Below are 15,419 nucleotides of genomic sequence, written 5' to 3'. Positions count from 1 at the left end.
TATTGCAGGCTGTTACTTCCCATCGAGGGTAAACGCATACAGGGTATCGCCCGCACCCACGATAATGTTTTGTTGGTCATCCAGGGACCATGTCGAGGGGCCATTGCTCAGGTGACTGCCCAGCTTCTCCGACCACAGAATCTTTCCATTGGCGGGGTCAAAGGCAGCGAGACGGTCCGAATCCCCGGTAAAGAGCAAATCGCCCGCAGTCGTAAGAATGCCCCCGGACATCCCGCCACCTTCCGCTCCTTCGCCTTTTGGAATGTGCTTCCACTTGATATTGCCGTTGGTGACGTCAAGCGCAATCAGGGATGAATTTGGATCGAAGTGGCCTCCGGCTCCGCCTGCATAACCCTGGGGCTCCGGCGAAGTGTCATAGAGATAGGCTACCCCGTACCCTTCACTCGCATTGACGTAGAAAAGCTTTGTGCGAGGGCTATAGCTGGGCGGAGGCCAGTTCGTAGCTCCATTGATCGGGACATCAACCATCGATCCGTCTACCTTCGGCTCTTTGTCCGGGTCTGGAATCGGTTGGCCGCGTTCGTCGATTCCCTTGGACCAGTTCGCCGATTTCGTGAACGGCTTGGACACCAGGTACTTTCCGGTTATGCGGTCCAGAACGAAAAAGTATCCGCACCTTGCGGCCTGCGCCAGCAGCTTTCTGGGTTTGCCGTCAACTACCATGTCGAACAGCACGGGGGTCTCCACGTTATCCCAGTCGTGCGTATCGTGCGGCGATGCCTGGAAGTACCAGACAAGCTTGCCCGTGTCGGGATTCAGCGCAACGATTGAGTCAGTATAGAGATTCGCTCCCTTCCGTCCCTGTCCGGCAAACACCGGGTTTGTGTTGCCCGTTCCCCAGTAGATCAGGTTCAGATCGGGATCATACGTCCCCGGCAACCACGTCATACCGCCGCCATGGTCCATCGCCTGCTGGTTCGGCCAGGTCTCCGATCCAGGATCCCCCATCTTCAGGGGTTCGCTCCACCACCGCCACTGCATCTCACCCGTCTCTGGATCGCGCGCTTCCAGGAAGCCACGCACGTCCATCGCATCTCCGCCTACCCCGATCAACACGTGATTCTTCACGATCACGGCCGACATCGTCGTGAAATACTGCAACTTCTCATCGGCGACCTTCCTGCGCCACCTCTCCTTACCCGTCTCCGAGTCCAGCGAGATAAACCACCCATCTGGCGTCAGGAAGTAGATCCATCTCCCGTACATTCCCACGCCGCGCTGTCCCAGCAGGTGTCCACCATGATCCTCAAAATCAAACCGCCATCTCTCCCTTCCGGTCCGCGCATCCACAGCGAAAACATGGTCGGGAATCGTAAAGTAAAGAACGCCATTCACCATCAGAGGCGTGGATTTGATCACCGGATTGCCAATCCCCCGTAGCGGCGCGATCCCCGCAATCTTGTACGTCCACTTGGTTTTCAGGCTGCCGATATTCTTCTGGTTGATCTGAGAGATCTCACTGAAGCGCCGCCCCGAGTAGTCACCGTTATAAGTTGGCCACGAATCTGCCGGCTGATCGAACAGCTTGAGAGCGTTTGGGGCAAGACCCTGCGGTTCGGCAACCTTCTGCGCTGTAAGGGCAGGGGAGACAAACATTGCGATAGATGTGCCAAGGCACAGGGCGAGATGGAGGAGATAGGGCCGGTTCATTTTAACGTCAGAAGATATCGCGTAAGGTGATGGAGATCATCATCCGAATACCTCGGCAGTAACGCGCGGTGTCCCGCAAGTTTATCCGGTATCTCTACCTTGACCGAATCCGTCGGCCAGGTGAGGCTGGATCCTTCGGCAGTCCGCAGCGTCGTCTCGAAATCATCATAGTGAACGAGGGTGCCACTCTGCTTCACTCCATCTGCAGTAATGACGGTGGCTTGTCGAGGCCCGGGGTTCGCGGGCCACGCCATGCGCGCCAGCATCGCCGCTGGCTGGGGATACTTCGCCCCGATCTTCGCCAGATCGCCCGTTACCGAGTGGCAGGCCGCGCAGTTCTCCGCAAAGAGCGTCTTGCCTTTGACTGCATCTCCGCTCGTCATGGTGTCGCTGTGTTTATAAAGTCCGCGGTTGGCGGCTAGCTCCACCTGCTCATGGAGATACTCCGCAATGTCGTACTGCTGGGAATCGCTGAGATTCGGAAACGCCGGCATGCCTCCCTGGGGTCGCCCATTTCGGATCACCTGCCCAATCCCCTCGCCCTTTTCGTCGTGCAGCACAAACACCGAACGGACGAGGTTAGGCGCCTGCGCCCCGCGAGCATCCGCACCATGACACGTCGCACAATTTTCTTTGTAGAGGGGCTCCCCGCGTTTGGCGGCCTCCGCATCTGGAACCCGGCCCAAGCCGAGAAAATCATGAGAATTGCGCGTGGGGGACTTCCGTGGAGGAGTCTGGAGATTCGGTTCCTGGGGTTGTGCCATGACCGGACCAGGAAGGACACCAACGATTGCCATCGAAAGGCAAAGGAGGCTCGCTGCTGACAGGACTGCGAGTGTTCTCCACATCAATGCGAAACGAGCCCCTTTCCTGCCATGGTCCGAGATAGGCCGTTTTCAACCGGCGTCCGTCTGAACGTCATTACAACCTCGCCCAGGAAGCGCTCCCTTCACGAAGTCGAGCAACAACCAGATTGCGAAAAAATAGTGGACCAAGTATACCCATATCCAGGCACCTCTTGCTCCCTGAAGCATTCGAAGACCTGTTGCTTCTGCAACCCATCCATGACGCATCCTCAGTAATTTACGTGCTTCAAGAAGAATTCTGCCAGACATGCAAAAAATCCCTGCCCCACTGGGAATCGCGCTGACAGCAGGGGAGGGATTTCTTTTGTGGTTCCGGACTACTTAGGCCGCTCGTGCCATACGACGGCGTACCATGCCTGCCATGGCCAGCACGCCGCTTCCCATCAACGCAAGGCTTGAAGGCTCGGGAATCGCCGACGGTGTTGCAATGGCCGAGGCCGAGAACGTCGTCGAAGTCTGTCCGCCAACTAACTGAGAGGTAAAGGTAAAGCTGCCTGGACTGGATTCATAGGCGACTACGCCGTTCGCCGTGAAGAAACCGTTGCCGGTTACATCGAGGCAGTTCCCCACCGTGCATCCAGGTATATTCGAGACGTACATCGCATTGTAGTCAGTCATATAGAAAGCAAAGGTTTCGCCATTCTGCGAGGTCGTAAACAGCTGGACCGGTGAAATGGCAGGAGGAACCGTATTCGGCCCCTGATTGTAGGGCAGAACACCGGCGAGGAAGTTGATTGGATTGCCATCGGTTAGATACAAGGCAAAGGTTCCAGTAAGTGCTCCTGGTCCACCCGCAACTTCTCCACTGAAAAATTGGACCGTGTTGGAGGTGAAGGTGTCGGTGCCAAAGGCAGAGAGTGTACCGGTAATTGGGTCGGCATGAACAGCGATGGGAGCAGCAAAAACTGCTGCCAGCGCAAGGATAGAGAGCGATCTAAGCATTGAGAACCTCCATGAAAGTGCGAAATGCGGCGTCCACCGACCGCACCTTCATTGCTGCACGCATATAGCCACAGCCCGTTCTCATTCCTAAACTAAGCGGCATTCATACTTCTGGGGGTTAGCGCCCGCAACCTATGGTACGCCCCCTGCTGAGCAGGCTCCATGTGCAAACCAATGCACTCTTAGAAGTCCCATTATGGGAATTGTTTTCCCTTCTACCACTGCAGGAGGAGAAGCTCGGAGCAGAAGGCTGGACCCATGGCGCCGATCATGCTATAGCACCCAGGGCTGCCAGGTCGATTCAGCAGATAATCCTGCATGACCGTGAGGACCGAAGCGGACGAGAGGTTTCCCCGTTGCCGCAGGCTGTTCCAGGAAGCAGAGAGTGCTCCGGGAGGGAGGCTCAGGCTGCTTTCCATTGCTTTCAGGACTTTTGGTCCGCCACTGTGGAAGATGAAGCTGCAGATCTGCCCGATCTGAAGGTCGTTCTCGCCTAGAAAGTCCTCCACTGTCTGCCGAAGCTCTGTCGTGACCAGTTCGGGAACCTCTGCCGAGAGAACGATGTTGAAACCATTGTGGTTAATGTTCCATCCCATAAGGTGCTCCGTATTGGGATAAAATGTCGACCGGGTCGCCAGAACCCGCGGGCACGGATCCTCGACACTGGTTGGCTTCTCCGCCAGTTGAGTCTCCTCTCCCGCCAGCACCACAGCAGCGGCGCCATCTCCAAACAGGCCGCACGCAACTAGGTTTGCCATCGAGCAATCCTGCTCCTGCCAGGTAAGAGAGCACAGCTCTACCGAGAGCAATAGAGCATATTGCTTGGGAAATGCGCGGACATAATCCGCGGCCCGGGAGATCCCGGCCGCACCGGCTACGCAGCCGAGACCGAAGATCGGTGTCCTTTTAATAGTGTTCGGAAAGCCCATCAGGTTCACCAGCCGGGCATCTATGCTCGGGCAGGCGATGCCTGTCACGGAAGTAAAGAAGATTGCGGAGATATCCGAAGGCTCCAGTCCGGCTTGATCGAGGGCCTTCCGAACGGCTTGCTGGCCTAGCTCGAGAGCTCCCTTGATCCATGCGTCATTGGTTGGCCCAAACCCGGAAAGCGTACCCAGCGTATCTAGGGGGAACATGATGTGGCGGTAGTCCACTCCGCAATTGGAGTGGAGACGGTCCATGATGCCTGGAATCTCCAGTTTGTCTTGCATCCGCGATTTGAGGGCTTCAGTAATGACAGTCTGGGGATAGCGATGGGGAGGAAAGGCGGTGCCTACAGATGCGATGCGCATAGGTTCAAAAACCTCGTCGGAAGGTTGGGGAGTACAGCGCTGACGCTTAATCAGCTAATTTGGCAGGAATTTCGCAAACCTGTGCCGAGAGGCTGGTGGGAGGGGTACTGCAATCCAGCACACAGGTGGAAGCCGATGAGGCGACAATTACAGTATAAAACACTTAAAGGTTGCCTGGGTTCAGTAGTTTTTACCCTGCAACTCCTCACAAACAAATGACCTTCAGGCCCAGAAAGACTCATAGCACCGTTTCAGAGATTCTCTGAGGACGTGAAGGTGAGACCATCCTATCTCCCCTTCCGAGCCGGCACCATAACCACTTTTTGGATACTCGAATTTATATACAGCAGGGTTGCTCACAAAATGATGAAATATGTTGCACGCCATCTCATCATCTAGGTCCCGGTCGGCGGATCTGTCGAAAAATAATCGTTTCCGTCTTCACAAATCCGAGCCTCTCATACAGACTGATAGCCCGTTCATTCGCCGCTGCCACATGCAGGAAACTTCGTAGCGCGCGCACAGAATGGACCCGCAGTATATGCCGTATGAGGACCGCTGCATAGCCCTTGCCTGTATACGAAGGATGTGTGCATACCGCACTGATCTCACGAAAACCAGGCAGTGCTACCCGTTCCCCGGCCATCGCAACCAGCTTTCCGTCTCTTCGAATTCCCCAGTAGGACCCCAATACATGAGTCTTCTTCCGGAAAAACCCGGGGAAAGCCACGTCCGTCAATCCCACCATGTCGGAAGCATGCTCTGAGGCCAATAATTCTATGGGAGGCGCCGAAGCCTCACCCGGCTCCATGACATCGGAAGAAAAGCTCATCTGGTATCCGGCAATCTCGCGTACTTGTTCCAGTCCCGGTATCAATTCCAGTTTGTCCCCGGCAACGTAGATGGCCTCGCCCGGCTCAAGCAGATCTCGCAGGGCCCGCATCGCCTCTTCACCCGTATCAGCAACGCCGGCGAACGGAATCACATCAGCTGGATACCGTCGCGCTAGGCCTTCGCCGACCGCAATTGCGGCATGCTCCGTCGTCAATGCCTGCCAGAATGGATTGGGAAACATGAGACTCAGACTATCCCCCGAGCTTTGTGAGATAGTCCACAATCTCGGGACTAGTCCAAACCTGGGGTCCAATAAACTTTCTCCGCAGCACTCCCTTTTGATCGATGACATAGGTTTCGGGATAGCGAAAGCTGCCGTATAGCGCGTTGACTCGCTGCTCGCCGTCGCGGATTGTGGTCAGATCGACGTGGTGTTCGGCCAGAAACCGCTTATACGCTCCATCGTCTTCATCGGTGCTGATTGCAATCACGGCAACCTGGGGCATCTTGCGCTGCAGTTCGATCAGGGTAGGCAGTTCCTCAACGCAGGGAGCGCACCAGCTTGCCCAGAAGTTCAGGACAACCACCTTGCCGCGGAGCTTCGAGAGATCGATCGATTGGGATCCATCGCTGATAGAAAACGACGGTGCCACGGTTGCCAATTGCCTAGGGTGTTGGCCCCGGTCGCAGCCCGCCGTCAATAGCAACAACACAAGACTCGTTAGCGCTTTCCGCACGACACACTCCACCTTCCTATAATACGAAGTCGTGACCGTGGATGTAGACCAACCCAGCGCGACCTGCGATCTCGAGCTCTCTGTTATCATTCCGGCGCGCAATGAAGAGATCTCCCTTCCTGGCTGCCTGGCTTCGTTGGTCCGGCAGTCGGAGCCCGGATTCGAGCTTGGCCGCCAGTGGGAACTGATCGTTGTCAATGACGATTCGGACGATGCGACGGCCTCCATCGTCCGTGCGCTCGCGGCCCTGCACGCGGGGGTGACCCTCATGGAGGCTCCTCCACTGGATCTGAGCGAATCCACGCCTTTTACAGGCAAGAACAATGCCTGCTGGGCCGGGGCCAAGGTGGCTCGCGGCCAGTGGCTGCTGTTTACCGATGCCGACACGATTCACGAGCCTGACGATCTTTCGCGTTCGCTTCGCGAGGCCGAACGGCACCACGTGGCCCTCCTTTCGTACTCGCCTCGCCAGGTTGTCACTGGCTTCTGGCAGCGAGTGGTGATGCCGCTGGTATTCTCCGAACTAGCCAGTGTCTATCGCATGGCAGAGGTGAACGATCCCGGTAGCAGCCTTGCGGCGGCCAACGGACAGTTCCTGTTGATCGACCGGGACGCCTACTTTGCGGTTGGCGGGCATCGCGCCGTCGCCTCCGATGTTCTTGAAGACGTGGCGCTCGCACGCACCGTTAAGCAGAGCCAGAGGCCGATCCGCTTCCGCTATGCCCCCGATGCGCTCTCAACGCACATGTATCGCACTACGGCAGCAATGATCGAAGGCTGGACAAAGAACCTGGCGGTCCTGTTTCCCCGTCCGATCTATCTGGCTGCCTGGCGCGTTCTCGATTTCGCTCTGTACTTCTGCCTTCCCCTCCTTGCTTTTGGCATTCCCTGGCTGGTGAACTGGCAGCGTTGGGCGCTTATGCTGCTTTGGGGGAGGACGTTGTGGCGCTTTTACGCCCGCGTGGCCCGCTCGAATTTTCCTGCCGTCGATGTCACGCTTTCAATCCTCGGCATACCGCTGTTTGTCTTTCTGCTGGTTCGCAGCACCCTGCATCATCGCATGCGGCGCACGGTCGTCTGGAAGGGTCGCAGCTATCGCACCAGCTGACTCATAGGCCTGCGTAGAGAGCTACACTAGAAGAGAGGCATGATGATCTTTCTTACACGCAAAGCCGAGTTCTCCTCCGCGCACTTTTACTGGGTCGAGGACTGGACCGAGGAGGAGAACAAGAGAGTCTTCGGTAAGTGCGCCAACCGCAACGGTCATGGACACAATTACACGGTCGAAGTGACGGTAAAAGGGGAGATCGATCCCGTCTCCGGCTTTGTCGTCGACCTGAAGCAACTGAAGGATATTCTCGACCGCGAGGTGATCAGCATCTACGATCATCGCCATCTGAATCTCGAGGTGCCCGAGTTCCGGTCAAGTATCCCGACGACGGAGAACATCGCCATTGCCATCTGGCAACGGCTCGAGGACAAAATTCCCAATGCGAAGCTGCATCGGGTGCGCGTCTATGAGATGCCGGATCTCTTCGCCGACTTTTACGGTGAGCAGGCATGAAGGCTTATCTCTCACGCCGCTATCACTTCAGCGCTTCGCACCGGCTGCACTCAGAGGCGTTCGACGAGGGGCAGAACCAGCAAGTCTTCGGCAAGTGCAACAATCCGCACGGCCACGGCCACAACTATACGGTCGAGGTTACCTTCAGCGGCAGGGTGAATCCCGTAACCGGGATGGTCTGCGATCTGGGTGCGCTCGATGCCTTTGCGCGGGAAAACCTAATCGACAGGTTTGACCACACCAATCTAAACCTGCTCCATTGTTTTGAGAATCGGGTATCCACGACGGAGAATCTATCGGTAGAGGTCTATCGCATCTTCGCAGGCTTCTCCGCCGCTCATCTTGAGCGTGTCCATATCGAAGAGACCAGCAACAACTCCTTCGATTATGCCGGGGACGCGATGCCCGCTGAAGGAACTCACTAAGAAAGGCCCATACCCATGGCCCGTACGAACAACGTTTTGGAAACGACCTCGCTCTCAGAGTTCTCGACCCAGGACCTCTACCGGGAGATTCTCACCAGGATCGGCGAAGACCCTAACCGCGACGGTCTTCTTCGCACGCCCGAGCGGATGGAGAAGGCAATGGCCTTCCTTACGCGTGGCTACAAGATGGACATCACGGAGGTGCTGCACGCTGCGCTGTTCGATGTCGACTACGACGAAATGGTCATCGTGAAAGACGTCGAGTTCTTCTCCATGTGCGAGCACCATCTGCTTCCATTCTTCGGCAAGGCGCACGTCGCCTATGTCCCCAACGGAAAGGTGATCGGCCTCAGCAAGATTCCGCGGCTCGTCGATGTCTTCGCGCGCCGCCTGCAGGTGCAGGAGCGTTTGACCCGGCAGATCGGCGAAGCCATTACCGACGCGATTGACCCCCAGGGGGTCGCCGTGATCCTCGAAGCACAGCACCTCTGCATGATGATGCGCGGCGTGGAAAAGCAGCACTCGCTCACCGTCACCTCCGCTATGCTGGGCGTCTTCAAGACTCAGCTACAGACGCGTAACGAATTTCTTTCCCTCGTCCGGAGAAACGGCGGCAGCTTTTAGAGTTGCAGTCTGTCCTATCTGTGTATCGCCGGCTCGGTTCGTCAGGCATCGAGATTTGGATCGATGGGGGTTGGGGTGTCGATGCTCTACTGGGACACCAGACGCGTGTTCATCCGACCTGGATCTGGAGTGCCTCCCTTTTAGCGGACATAACCCGTACTTCGACGGCGACGAACTGCCCGGATTGTGATGCTGAGGTATTCTCCTTGAGTGGTGCGGCGATTTGCCAACCCCGGTACACCCTCGCTCCGACCGAGGTTACCTGCATAGACTCCGGTCGACAGGTTGTCCAGGGCTGCTGAATAATCTCATTGGTCGAATCGCTTTTTCTGAGACGATGAGGAATGGCTCTGCTTTTGTGAGGTTGGGCTTTGCTGAGGACTCGATAAATGAATCCCACAGGTAAAAAGATTGTTGGACTCATAGCCGTTCTGGTCGCCATCATTGTTGCATGGCACTTCGCTCATCGGCCGAAGAACCTGCTCGTTACCACGAACCGCAGTGGAGATCAGCCATCAACGCAGAATGTGGGCGACTTCGATCAATTTCAGCAGGACCTGGCTAATCGGGTGCTCAAGCAATTTGGTGGCGGCAGCGACTTCAGCGTTATCGTGGCGACAACCGCGTATCCGTTGGGCACCTTGCTCCGCGCGACCGGTTCGGTCCCTGCGGATCTGGAGGATTGCGTTCCCGCCCCTCTTCCTAAGCCCTTCGCGGCGCAGCATCTGTTTCCTTCCTATACGATGTCTAGCGATACCGCTCTCGCGGCAAACCTTGGATCCGGCGCACTTCAGGGACTCGATAGCGCGGGCGTGAACCTCAAGCAGTCGCAAAACATCCAATACACGATCGCGGACGCGCAGATTCAGATCATGGACGACAAGTCTGTGGAACACGTCACCGCCCAGGGCGATTGCGGGAAGTTCATCTCCAGCCACCCCGGGATGCGACTGATCCGCGGCACCGTGCTCGGAAAGATGACCTTCACTGTGAAGGTAGATAATCCCGCTACAGTGAAAGCCCAGCTGGCAAAGATCGGCGGATTCAGCATCAACGACAGTCCAGGTTCGTCGACGCTGAGTATCGCTGACAACGAGAGCCAGCCAATCGTACTGCTGCTTTCAGAATTCGGAACCAGCCAGAATGCCTCTGTGTCTCCCACGACGCCGAAACCCGTCGAAGCTGCTGTTCCCAACCGGTCTCCAGCGTCTGTCAATGTCAGAGCGCATATGTACGTTCAGGAGGATGCAACGGACACTCCCGAAGCCGGTACGAAGGTCGTACAACTGCTTCGTAAAGGATGGCCCACAGCGAACGTAGAGTCTCAGGTACAGAAGATTCCGACCCAGAAGATGCCAGATGTAGCTCAGGTCAGATATTTCAATGCCTCGGATGAGGTGTTTGCGAATCGATGCGTTGAGATATTGAAGCAGGCGTATCCGAACGCCCGCGCCGTTAGGATCGGCTTGCCCTCCCCGAAGGGCCAACTCGAGATCTGGCTGCCGAGGAAACGTTAATCCGACTCTGCATCCTGCTCTAGTGCAGGATGCCAGAAATTTCTGCTTATCGTCCTCTCGCACGGAACCTCCAGCCTCGCCTACTCATGGGCTGGCTCGGATGGTTTCTCGCCTCACACGGATACATCGTCGCCGGCGTCAACCACCACGGAACACCGCCGCCGAGTCCAGATGCTCCCCCAGGGGTTCATCCTCGAATGGGAGCGCCCCCCGCGACATCTTCGCGCTCATCGACAAGATACTCGCCGACTCCAAGTTCGGCCCCCGCATCGACCCCACACGCATCGCCGCCGCCCACCGCCAAGCTCACCCCGAAGACATCAACTGCAATCTTCCCCCGACCTTCCGGCAGTGGATCGACCGCTTCAATAAGATCAAGGACACCAATTCCGTCATTCAGGGCTCCCTGCGCCACCAGCACGACTGGCACCGTGCCCCCCGCGTGAAGGCCGTCTTTGCTATGGCTCCCGCCGTTGGCTTCGCCTTCACCGAGGCAAGCCTGCGATCCATCCAAATCCCCGTCTACATCATTGTCGGCGCCGACGACACCATCGTCGATCCCAAAACCAACGCCGAGCGTTACGCCAAACTCATCTCTGGAGCACAGCTGAAGATCTTTCTCGGCAGAGCCAACCACTACATCTTCGGAACCCTCTGCAACCCCCTCAGGCGAGAAGGTGCTCGACTCCTGCAAGCCCGACCCCGGCATCAATCGCGCGCAAATCCACATCGACACCGAAAGGATTGCTCTCGACTTCATCCAGAAGAGTCTGAAGTTGAAATAGAACCGTTCCCGGATCTGTAATGTATCGATCTCAACCATACGTCGATATCGAAAAAGACCGCGCCGGAATATGCCGCTCCAAATCGTGCCTGCGCGTATCGACCACCGGAACCATGCCCAGTGGAGGAAGCATCACATCCAGCACGACCGACTTCTTTATAGAACCAGCTTACTTCCCATCACCTCTTCATGCAGAGCAACACAACACTCAGCGCTACACCGTGGCAATCCCCAGCGTCGAACTCACCTTCGCCACCGCGGCCTTTTCTTCCTCAGAGACCAGCGTCCCGCCAAACCCAAGGAAACCGCCCTCTTTGGTCGCCTCGGCCGTCGCCTGCGCCACACTCGCCAGCCATTGCTTGATTTCGGTGGTCTCCTCCGGAGTAGCCTTCTTTCCCAGCAGCTCCGAGGTCCGACGCAGAATCTCCGTCGCCGCGTTCTGCACTGCCATGGGCGAAGCTCCCGCAGGCGCGTTCGGAATCGACACCGACGTCTTCATATCCTCCGCCAGCGCTTTCAGCAGCGGAGTCTGCGCCGTCCCCGCCGCACCCAAAATCATCCTTCCCGTTGCCGCCGACTCCTGCACCAGCCCAATCGGCCCGCTCGGGCTCGCCGCCACCACCAAAATTCCCGCCATCATTGGCGAAGAACGCAACAGGTCCCACTCATCTGCGCTGAAGTCTGCCTTTGTGCTCACCGAAAACTCCTTCACCCCGCACAAGGCGTTCACGGCCAGCGGGGAGCCATTGGATTCGTCAGCAGGAAGATAGAAGATATGGCCCGCCGCTATCGCCGACGCCCTTGAGGCTACCCAGCCTCTCCTCCCCTGTCAATTTCGCAGGCTGGAAATTCACACAACGGAAACACCCGCTCACACTTCCTGCCAGAGAGCAGACCCCGCCGACTTTTACCTCAACCAAGAAGCCTCCATCCTGCGCCGCCGCAGCATCTCTGCCACTCCGGCGGGAAGATGCTGCCAGCTCCCATGTCGCAGGTCAACAATGCGGGTTATCAAATGTCGCACGAGAAGATGATTAAGCCATTCAGTGGCCTGATACGGCAAGAGATGCTGGCCGCGGTTCAAAGCGCAACGGAGTCGGGTGAGAGTCAAAGTGCTGATCCCAAATAAATGATTGTATGGGCGCGCCTCAATTAGTGAACTGTAATCAAATCAACGGTCTCCTCTTTCACCAGAACTATTCAAAGCACTAGCACGCGAAGGCGTCGATGTGACAGCGCCAGAACGAACGCAGGCGAAGCTGGATGAGTTGTTCGCCAATAGCGCGTTGAAAGTGCGGACGGTCGTCGCGGACGTAGCACAAAGATCGGCGTCGATACGTTGATTGGGCCTGTGCCCGAGATCGACATCCTTATCAACAACCTAGGCATCTACGAACAATGCTTGTGGCGACTGTCAGCCGGCTCGTCGATCAGGCTCGTTGAGCAGAGCGCCTGTGCGGGGGTATCCTCTCTTTCTTCGGATGGCATCCCATCGTTATGAATGATAGCGAGGAGCCTCGGACAGCGGCCAGGGTCCGTAACTTTTCATAACCAAGGACGAGCGCAAGCTAAATAACCTCAGGCCCGAGCAGAAGGAGAATCTCATGAACAGCGAACCTACAATACTCGCCATCGCTTCCAACGCTGACTCGATCACCCTCAAGGATGGCAGGAAAGAACACGCGGGCTACTATCTCAACGAACTCGTTATACCCGTACAGGCAGCGCTTGATGCCGGCTATCAAATGGTTCTGGCTACGCCTAATGGCACCAAGCCGATCATGGATCCTCAATCGGCTACAGCAGCTCATTTCGGCGGCAGTGAAGAGGCCCTCCGAAAGGCACTTGACTTCATTAACACCCACCCCGCGATGCAGAACCCGCGCTCATTCCGTTCATTGATTGAGGAAGGTCTCGATAGATACATCGGGTTCTACGCCCCAGGGGGACACCCACCGATGGTTGACCTGATCCAGGACCCGGACCTTGGTGAGATACTTCGTCATGCCCATTCCACGGCGAAGACGACGGCGCTTCTCTGTCATGGACCGATTGCCATAGCGGCGGCGATGCCGAAGGCGAAGGAATTCCGCGCCGCACTTGTAGCAGGCAAGCCGGAAGAGGCAAAGAGGCTTGCTGAGGGTTGGCAATATGCCGGTTACCGCATGACGATCTTTTCGAACGACGAGGAGCACTATGCGGAAGAACACTACATGGGTGGCGGTAAAATTCCGTTCTACGTCAACGACGCTCTGAAGATCGCCGGCGGCGACGTCTCCATCTCCGACAAAGGTATCTTCAAGCCGTTTGTGATCGAAGATCGCGAACTCATCACCGGCCAGAACCCGCCTTCCGACCACGAAATGGCTAAGCGTTTTGTGAAGGCCCTTGATCGTGCTACCGCCAAGGCTGCGTAGGACAGAATTGGACGTCCCAGGTTGCCTGCCCACGCAGGTACTCCAGCAGCTACGCCGATATGCTCGGCACGTTCTTCACTGGTCGCTAAAGGTCGGACAAAGAGTACATCGGTAAAAGACATAGCCGTACTTGAAACTACCTCGTTCCCTAAAGGCGACTTCCTGAGATCTCGTCTCAGGCAACTCCGCCGAATCGAATCGTATCCGCTTCCGCATACAGAATTCGTAACGATCCACTCAAATTGTGGCGAATATCTACGACATCCCCGTCCAGCCCTTCACCGGCGAACCCGCCACGCTCGGCGACTACCGCAGCAAAGTTCTCCTTATCGTTAGCGTAGCCTCTCAATGCGGACTCGCTCCCCAGTACAAGGTGCTCGAAGAGGTATAGAGTCGCTTCAAGGACAAAGGCCTCGTCGTCTGCGGCTTTCCTGTCAGCGACTTCAAAACGTGAAGCGTCACTTCTCTCAGCTTGAACGATAACGAAAAAGAAGTGAGAGCATAAAGGAGGAATAAAGATTACGAGAAGAAGAAGGACGAAGCCCTTGAGCCTCGCCCTTCTCTGTTTTGACCTAGCGAGCTACGGCGGAAGAACGCTGCGGACAGTTCACGCTAGGCCTCGCGAAAGCGATAGCCGTGCCGGGAGCCGGGTAACCACGAATAGCCGATAGCGCTTGCAGAGTTTGTTGCTGGTCGGCTTACATCAGATTCAGCATCACTGCTTTTGGATTTGAGTGTTCGTCAAGTTCAGCGTTTGCTGAACTGTTACAAAGATGGCGGCGGAGCTGCGCTCATCCATCGTGCGCGCGGTAAGCGATCGAACTATCAGCTCAACCCTGGATTGCAGACATATGCCATAGAGTTGTCCGACAAAACTATCGCGACATCGGACGGACATTGGCTCCTGAAGCTTTCAGGAGCGTCATGAGATTTAGATCTCCCGAGAAACGCTTCGGCGCGCTGATTTCTACCAGCTATACGTATAGCCAATGCTTGAGGTTGTGTACCAAGGCACGGTAACTACCTTATTATAAGTCTCTTGAATCCAGATGGAGTTGCTGTTGTTGAAGTGCACGATGGCACCAAGGGATGCGCTGCTGGCGAGCCTATTTTGCACGTGGGCGTTGCCCGTGTAGCTCGTCAGGCCACTCTGAATCCAGGTGTAGCCGGTGACGAGTTTGGTGCCTGGCAGCGCGAAGTTCTTCATGATGCCAGCACTTTCGGTATGTTCGCCAAAATTGGTATGGAAAAAGCCGTGGGTGCCGGCGTTCTCGTACGTGTATGCAATGGTCAGTTCGTCTCCGAGTGGGTTCTTCTTCAAGAAGGCAAAGGTGTGTCCGATGCCGAGGTTGTAATTTGCCCTGGGAAGAAGCCCAGGATGATTAAAGTCTGATCCAAACATATGGTCAGTTCGTCTCCGAGTGGGTTCTTCTTCAAGAAGGCAAAGGTGTGTCCGATGCCGAGGTTGTAATTTGCCCTGGGAAGAAGCCCAGGACGATTAAAGTCTGATCCAAACATCACGAACAAATCAGTGCTCGTTCCCCCGGATGCCTGGGTGGGTGCACCTTGAGGTTTGGCGTCGTTGACTGTCCCCTGAGCATATATTCGGATAGTTGCACACCCTACACCGATCACGCCCAGGCACAGGCAAGAAGATGCGCCTTCTTCGTAAATTCAACACTCCTATAGGTTATATGGATCGGAGCAAAGAAAGCATAAAGCCCTTCAGAAGGGCCCTGGGTGAGC

At 56.3% G+C, this 15,419-nt stretch carries 17 protein-coding genes; 8 read left to right on the top strand and 9 right to left on the bottom strand.

The genetic code is table 11. The features are described 5' to 3' along the window. Positions 1 to 12: 12 nt before the first annotated feature. The 6 genes from BDD14_RS05710 to BDD14_RS05685 all read right to left on the bottom strand — a co-directional run bounded on the left by BDD14_RS05710 (position 13) and on the right by BDD14_RS05685 (position 6,258). Complete coding sequence (locus BDD14_RS05710; protein WP_207231692.1) at positions 13 to 1,671, bottom strand: acido-empty-quinoprotein group A; 1,659 nt, start codon at positions 1,669 to 1,671, stop codon at positions 13 to 15. Next, a complete protein-coding gene (locus BDD14_RS05705; RefSeq protein ID WP_165419934.1) occupies positions 1,668 to 2,435 on the bottom strand; it encodes a c-type cytochrome in 768 nt (255 codons plus the stop codon). The genes BDD14_RS05710 and BDD14_RS05705 overlap by 4 nt, the downstream gene beginning before the upstream one ends. Before the next feature lie 423 nt (positions 2,436 to 2,858). Then, positions 2,859 to 3,479 carry a PEP-CTERM sorting domain-containing protein gene (locus BDD14_RS05700; protein WP_130417962.1) on the bottom strand — a complete coding sequence of 207 codons (621 nt, stop codon included), beginning with the start codon at positions 3,477 to 3,479 and terminating at the stop codon, positions 2,859 to 2,861. A 215-nt stretch (positions 3,480 to 3,694) separates the two neighbouring features. Further along, the gene (locus tag BDD14_RS05695) at positions 3,695 to 4,771 is read right to left on the bottom strand and encodes a type III polyketide synthase (RefSeq protein WP_130417961.1); all 1,077 of its coding nucleotides are present in this window, start codon (positions 4,769 to 4,771) and stop codon (positions 3,695 to 3,697) included. Positions 4,772 to 5,162: 391 nt separating this feature from the next. Beyond that, entirely contained in the window at positions 5,163 to 5,846 is a 684-nt protein-coding gene (locus BDD14_RS05690; protein WP_165419933.1) for a GNAT family N-acetyltransferase, read from the bottom strand. A gap of 10 nt (positions 5,847 to 5,856) precedes the next feature. Continuing rightward, the gene (locus tag BDD14_RS05685; RefSeq protein WP_242617766.1) at positions 5,857 to 6,258 is read right to left on the bottom strand and encodes a TlpA family protein disulfide reductase; all 402 of its coding nucleotides are present in this window, start codon (positions 6,256 to 6,258) and stop codon (positions 5,857 to 5,859) included. A 115-nt stretch (positions 6,259 to 6,373) separates the two neighbouring features. Between BDD14_RS05685 and BDD14_RS05680 the strand changes: the two genes are divergently transcribed. The 6 genes from BDD14_RS05680 to BDD14_RS05660 all read left to right on the top strand — a co-directional run bounded on the left by BDD14_RS05680 (position 6,374) and on the right by BDD14_RS05660 (position 10,472). Next, positions 6,374 to 7,450 carry a glycosyltransferase family 2 protein gene (locus BDD14_RS05680; RefSeq protein WP_130417958.1) on the top strand — a complete coding sequence of 359 codons (1,077 nt, stop codon included), beginning with the start codon at positions 6,374 to 6,376 and terminating at the stop codon, positions 7,448 to 7,450. 42 nt (positions 7,451 to 7,492) lie between these two features. Then, complete coding sequence (locus BDD14_RS05675; RefSeq protein ID WP_130422754.1) at positions 7,493 to 7,906, top strand: 6-pyruvoyl trahydropterin synthase family protein; 414 nt, start codon at positions 7,493 to 7,495, stop codon at positions 7,904 to 7,906. Further along, complete coding sequence (locus BDD14_RS05670) at positions 7,903 to 8,331, top strand: 6-carboxytetrahydropterin synthase (RefSeq protein ID WP_130417957.1); 429 nt, start codon at positions 7,903 to 7,905, stop codon at positions 8,329 to 8,331. The genes BDD14_RS05675 and BDD14_RS05670 overlap by 4 nt, the downstream gene beginning before the upstream one ends. Before the next feature lie 15 nt (positions 8,332 to 8,346). After that, entirely contained in the window at positions 8,347 to 8,955 is a 609-nt protein-coding gene (folE, locus tag BDD14_RS05665) for a GTP cyclohydrolase I FolE (protein ID WP_130417956.1), read from the top strand. Between the two features lie 20 nt (positions 8,956 to 8,975). After that, the gene (locus BDD14_RS34330) at positions 8,976 to 9,257 is read left to right on the top strand and encodes a nucleotidyltransferase domain-containing protein (RefSeq protein WP_423201786.1); all 282 of its coding nucleotides are present in this window, start codon (positions 8,976 to 8,978) and stop codon (positions 9,255 to 9,257) included. Positions 9,258 to 9,344: 87 nt separating this feature from the next. After that, entirely contained in the window at positions 9,345 to 10,472 is a 1,128-nt protein-coding gene (locus tag BDD14_RS05660; RefSeq protein ID WP_130417955.1) for a hypothetical protein, read from the top strand. 187 nt (positions 10,473 to 10,659) lie between these two features. On the opposite strand, the gene BDD14_RS05655 is transcribed toward BDD14_RS05660, so the two are convergent. Together BDD14_RS05655 and BDD14_RS05650 are read right to left on the bottom strand one after the other, a co-directional pair. Beyond that, a complete protein-coding gene (locus BDD14_RS05655; RefSeq protein WP_165419932.1) occupies positions 10,660 to 11,295 on the bottom strand; it encodes a hypothetical protein in 636 nt (211 codons plus the stop codon). 175 nt (positions 11,296 to 11,470) lie between these two features. Further along, the gene (locus tag BDD14_RS05650; RefSeq protein WP_130417953.1) at positions 11,471 to 11,953 is read right to left on the bottom strand and encodes a hypothetical protein; all 483 of its coding nucleotides are present in this window, start codon (positions 11,951 to 11,953) and stop codon (positions 11,471 to 11,473) included. A 907-nt stretch (positions 11,954 to 12,860) separates the two neighbouring features. Here BDD14_RS05650 and BDD14_RS05645 point away from each other — a divergent pair. Both BDD14_RS05645 and BDD14_RS05640 read left to right on the top strand, forming a co-directional pair. Beyond that, the gene (locus BDD14_RS05645) at positions 12,861 to 13,673 is read left to right on the top strand and encodes a type 1 glutamine amidotransferase domain-containing protein (RefSeq protein ID WP_130417952.1); all 813 of its coding nucleotides are present in this window, start codon (positions 12,861 to 12,863) and stop codon (positions 13,671 to 13,673) included. 244 nt (positions 13,674 to 13,917) lie between these two features. Next, positions 13,918 to 14,064 carry a hypothetical protein gene (locus tag BDD14_RS05640; RefSeq protein ID WP_242617765.1) on the top strand — a complete coding sequence of 49 codons (147 nt, stop codon included), beginning with the start codon at positions 13,918 to 13,920 and terminating at the stop codon, positions 14,062 to 14,064. A gap of 576 nt (positions 14,065 to 14,640) precedes the next feature. Here the strand turns inward: BDD14_RS05640 and BDD14_RS05635 are convergent. Next, positions 14,641 to 15,075 (bottom strand): hypothetical protein, encoded by a 435-nt coding sequence (locus tag BDD14_RS05635; protein WP_130417950.1) that lies wholly within the window; start codon positions 15,073 to 15,075, stop codon positions 14,641 to 14,643. Positions 15,076 to 15,419 lie beyond the last annotated feature (344 nt).

The organism is Edaphobacter modestus (assembly GCF_004217555.1).
Lineage (GTDB): Bacteria > Acidobacteriota > Terriglobia > Terriglobales > Acidobacteriaceae > Edaphobacter > Edaphobacter modestus.
This window is presented reverse-complemented; position numbering and strand designations above follow the sequence as displayed.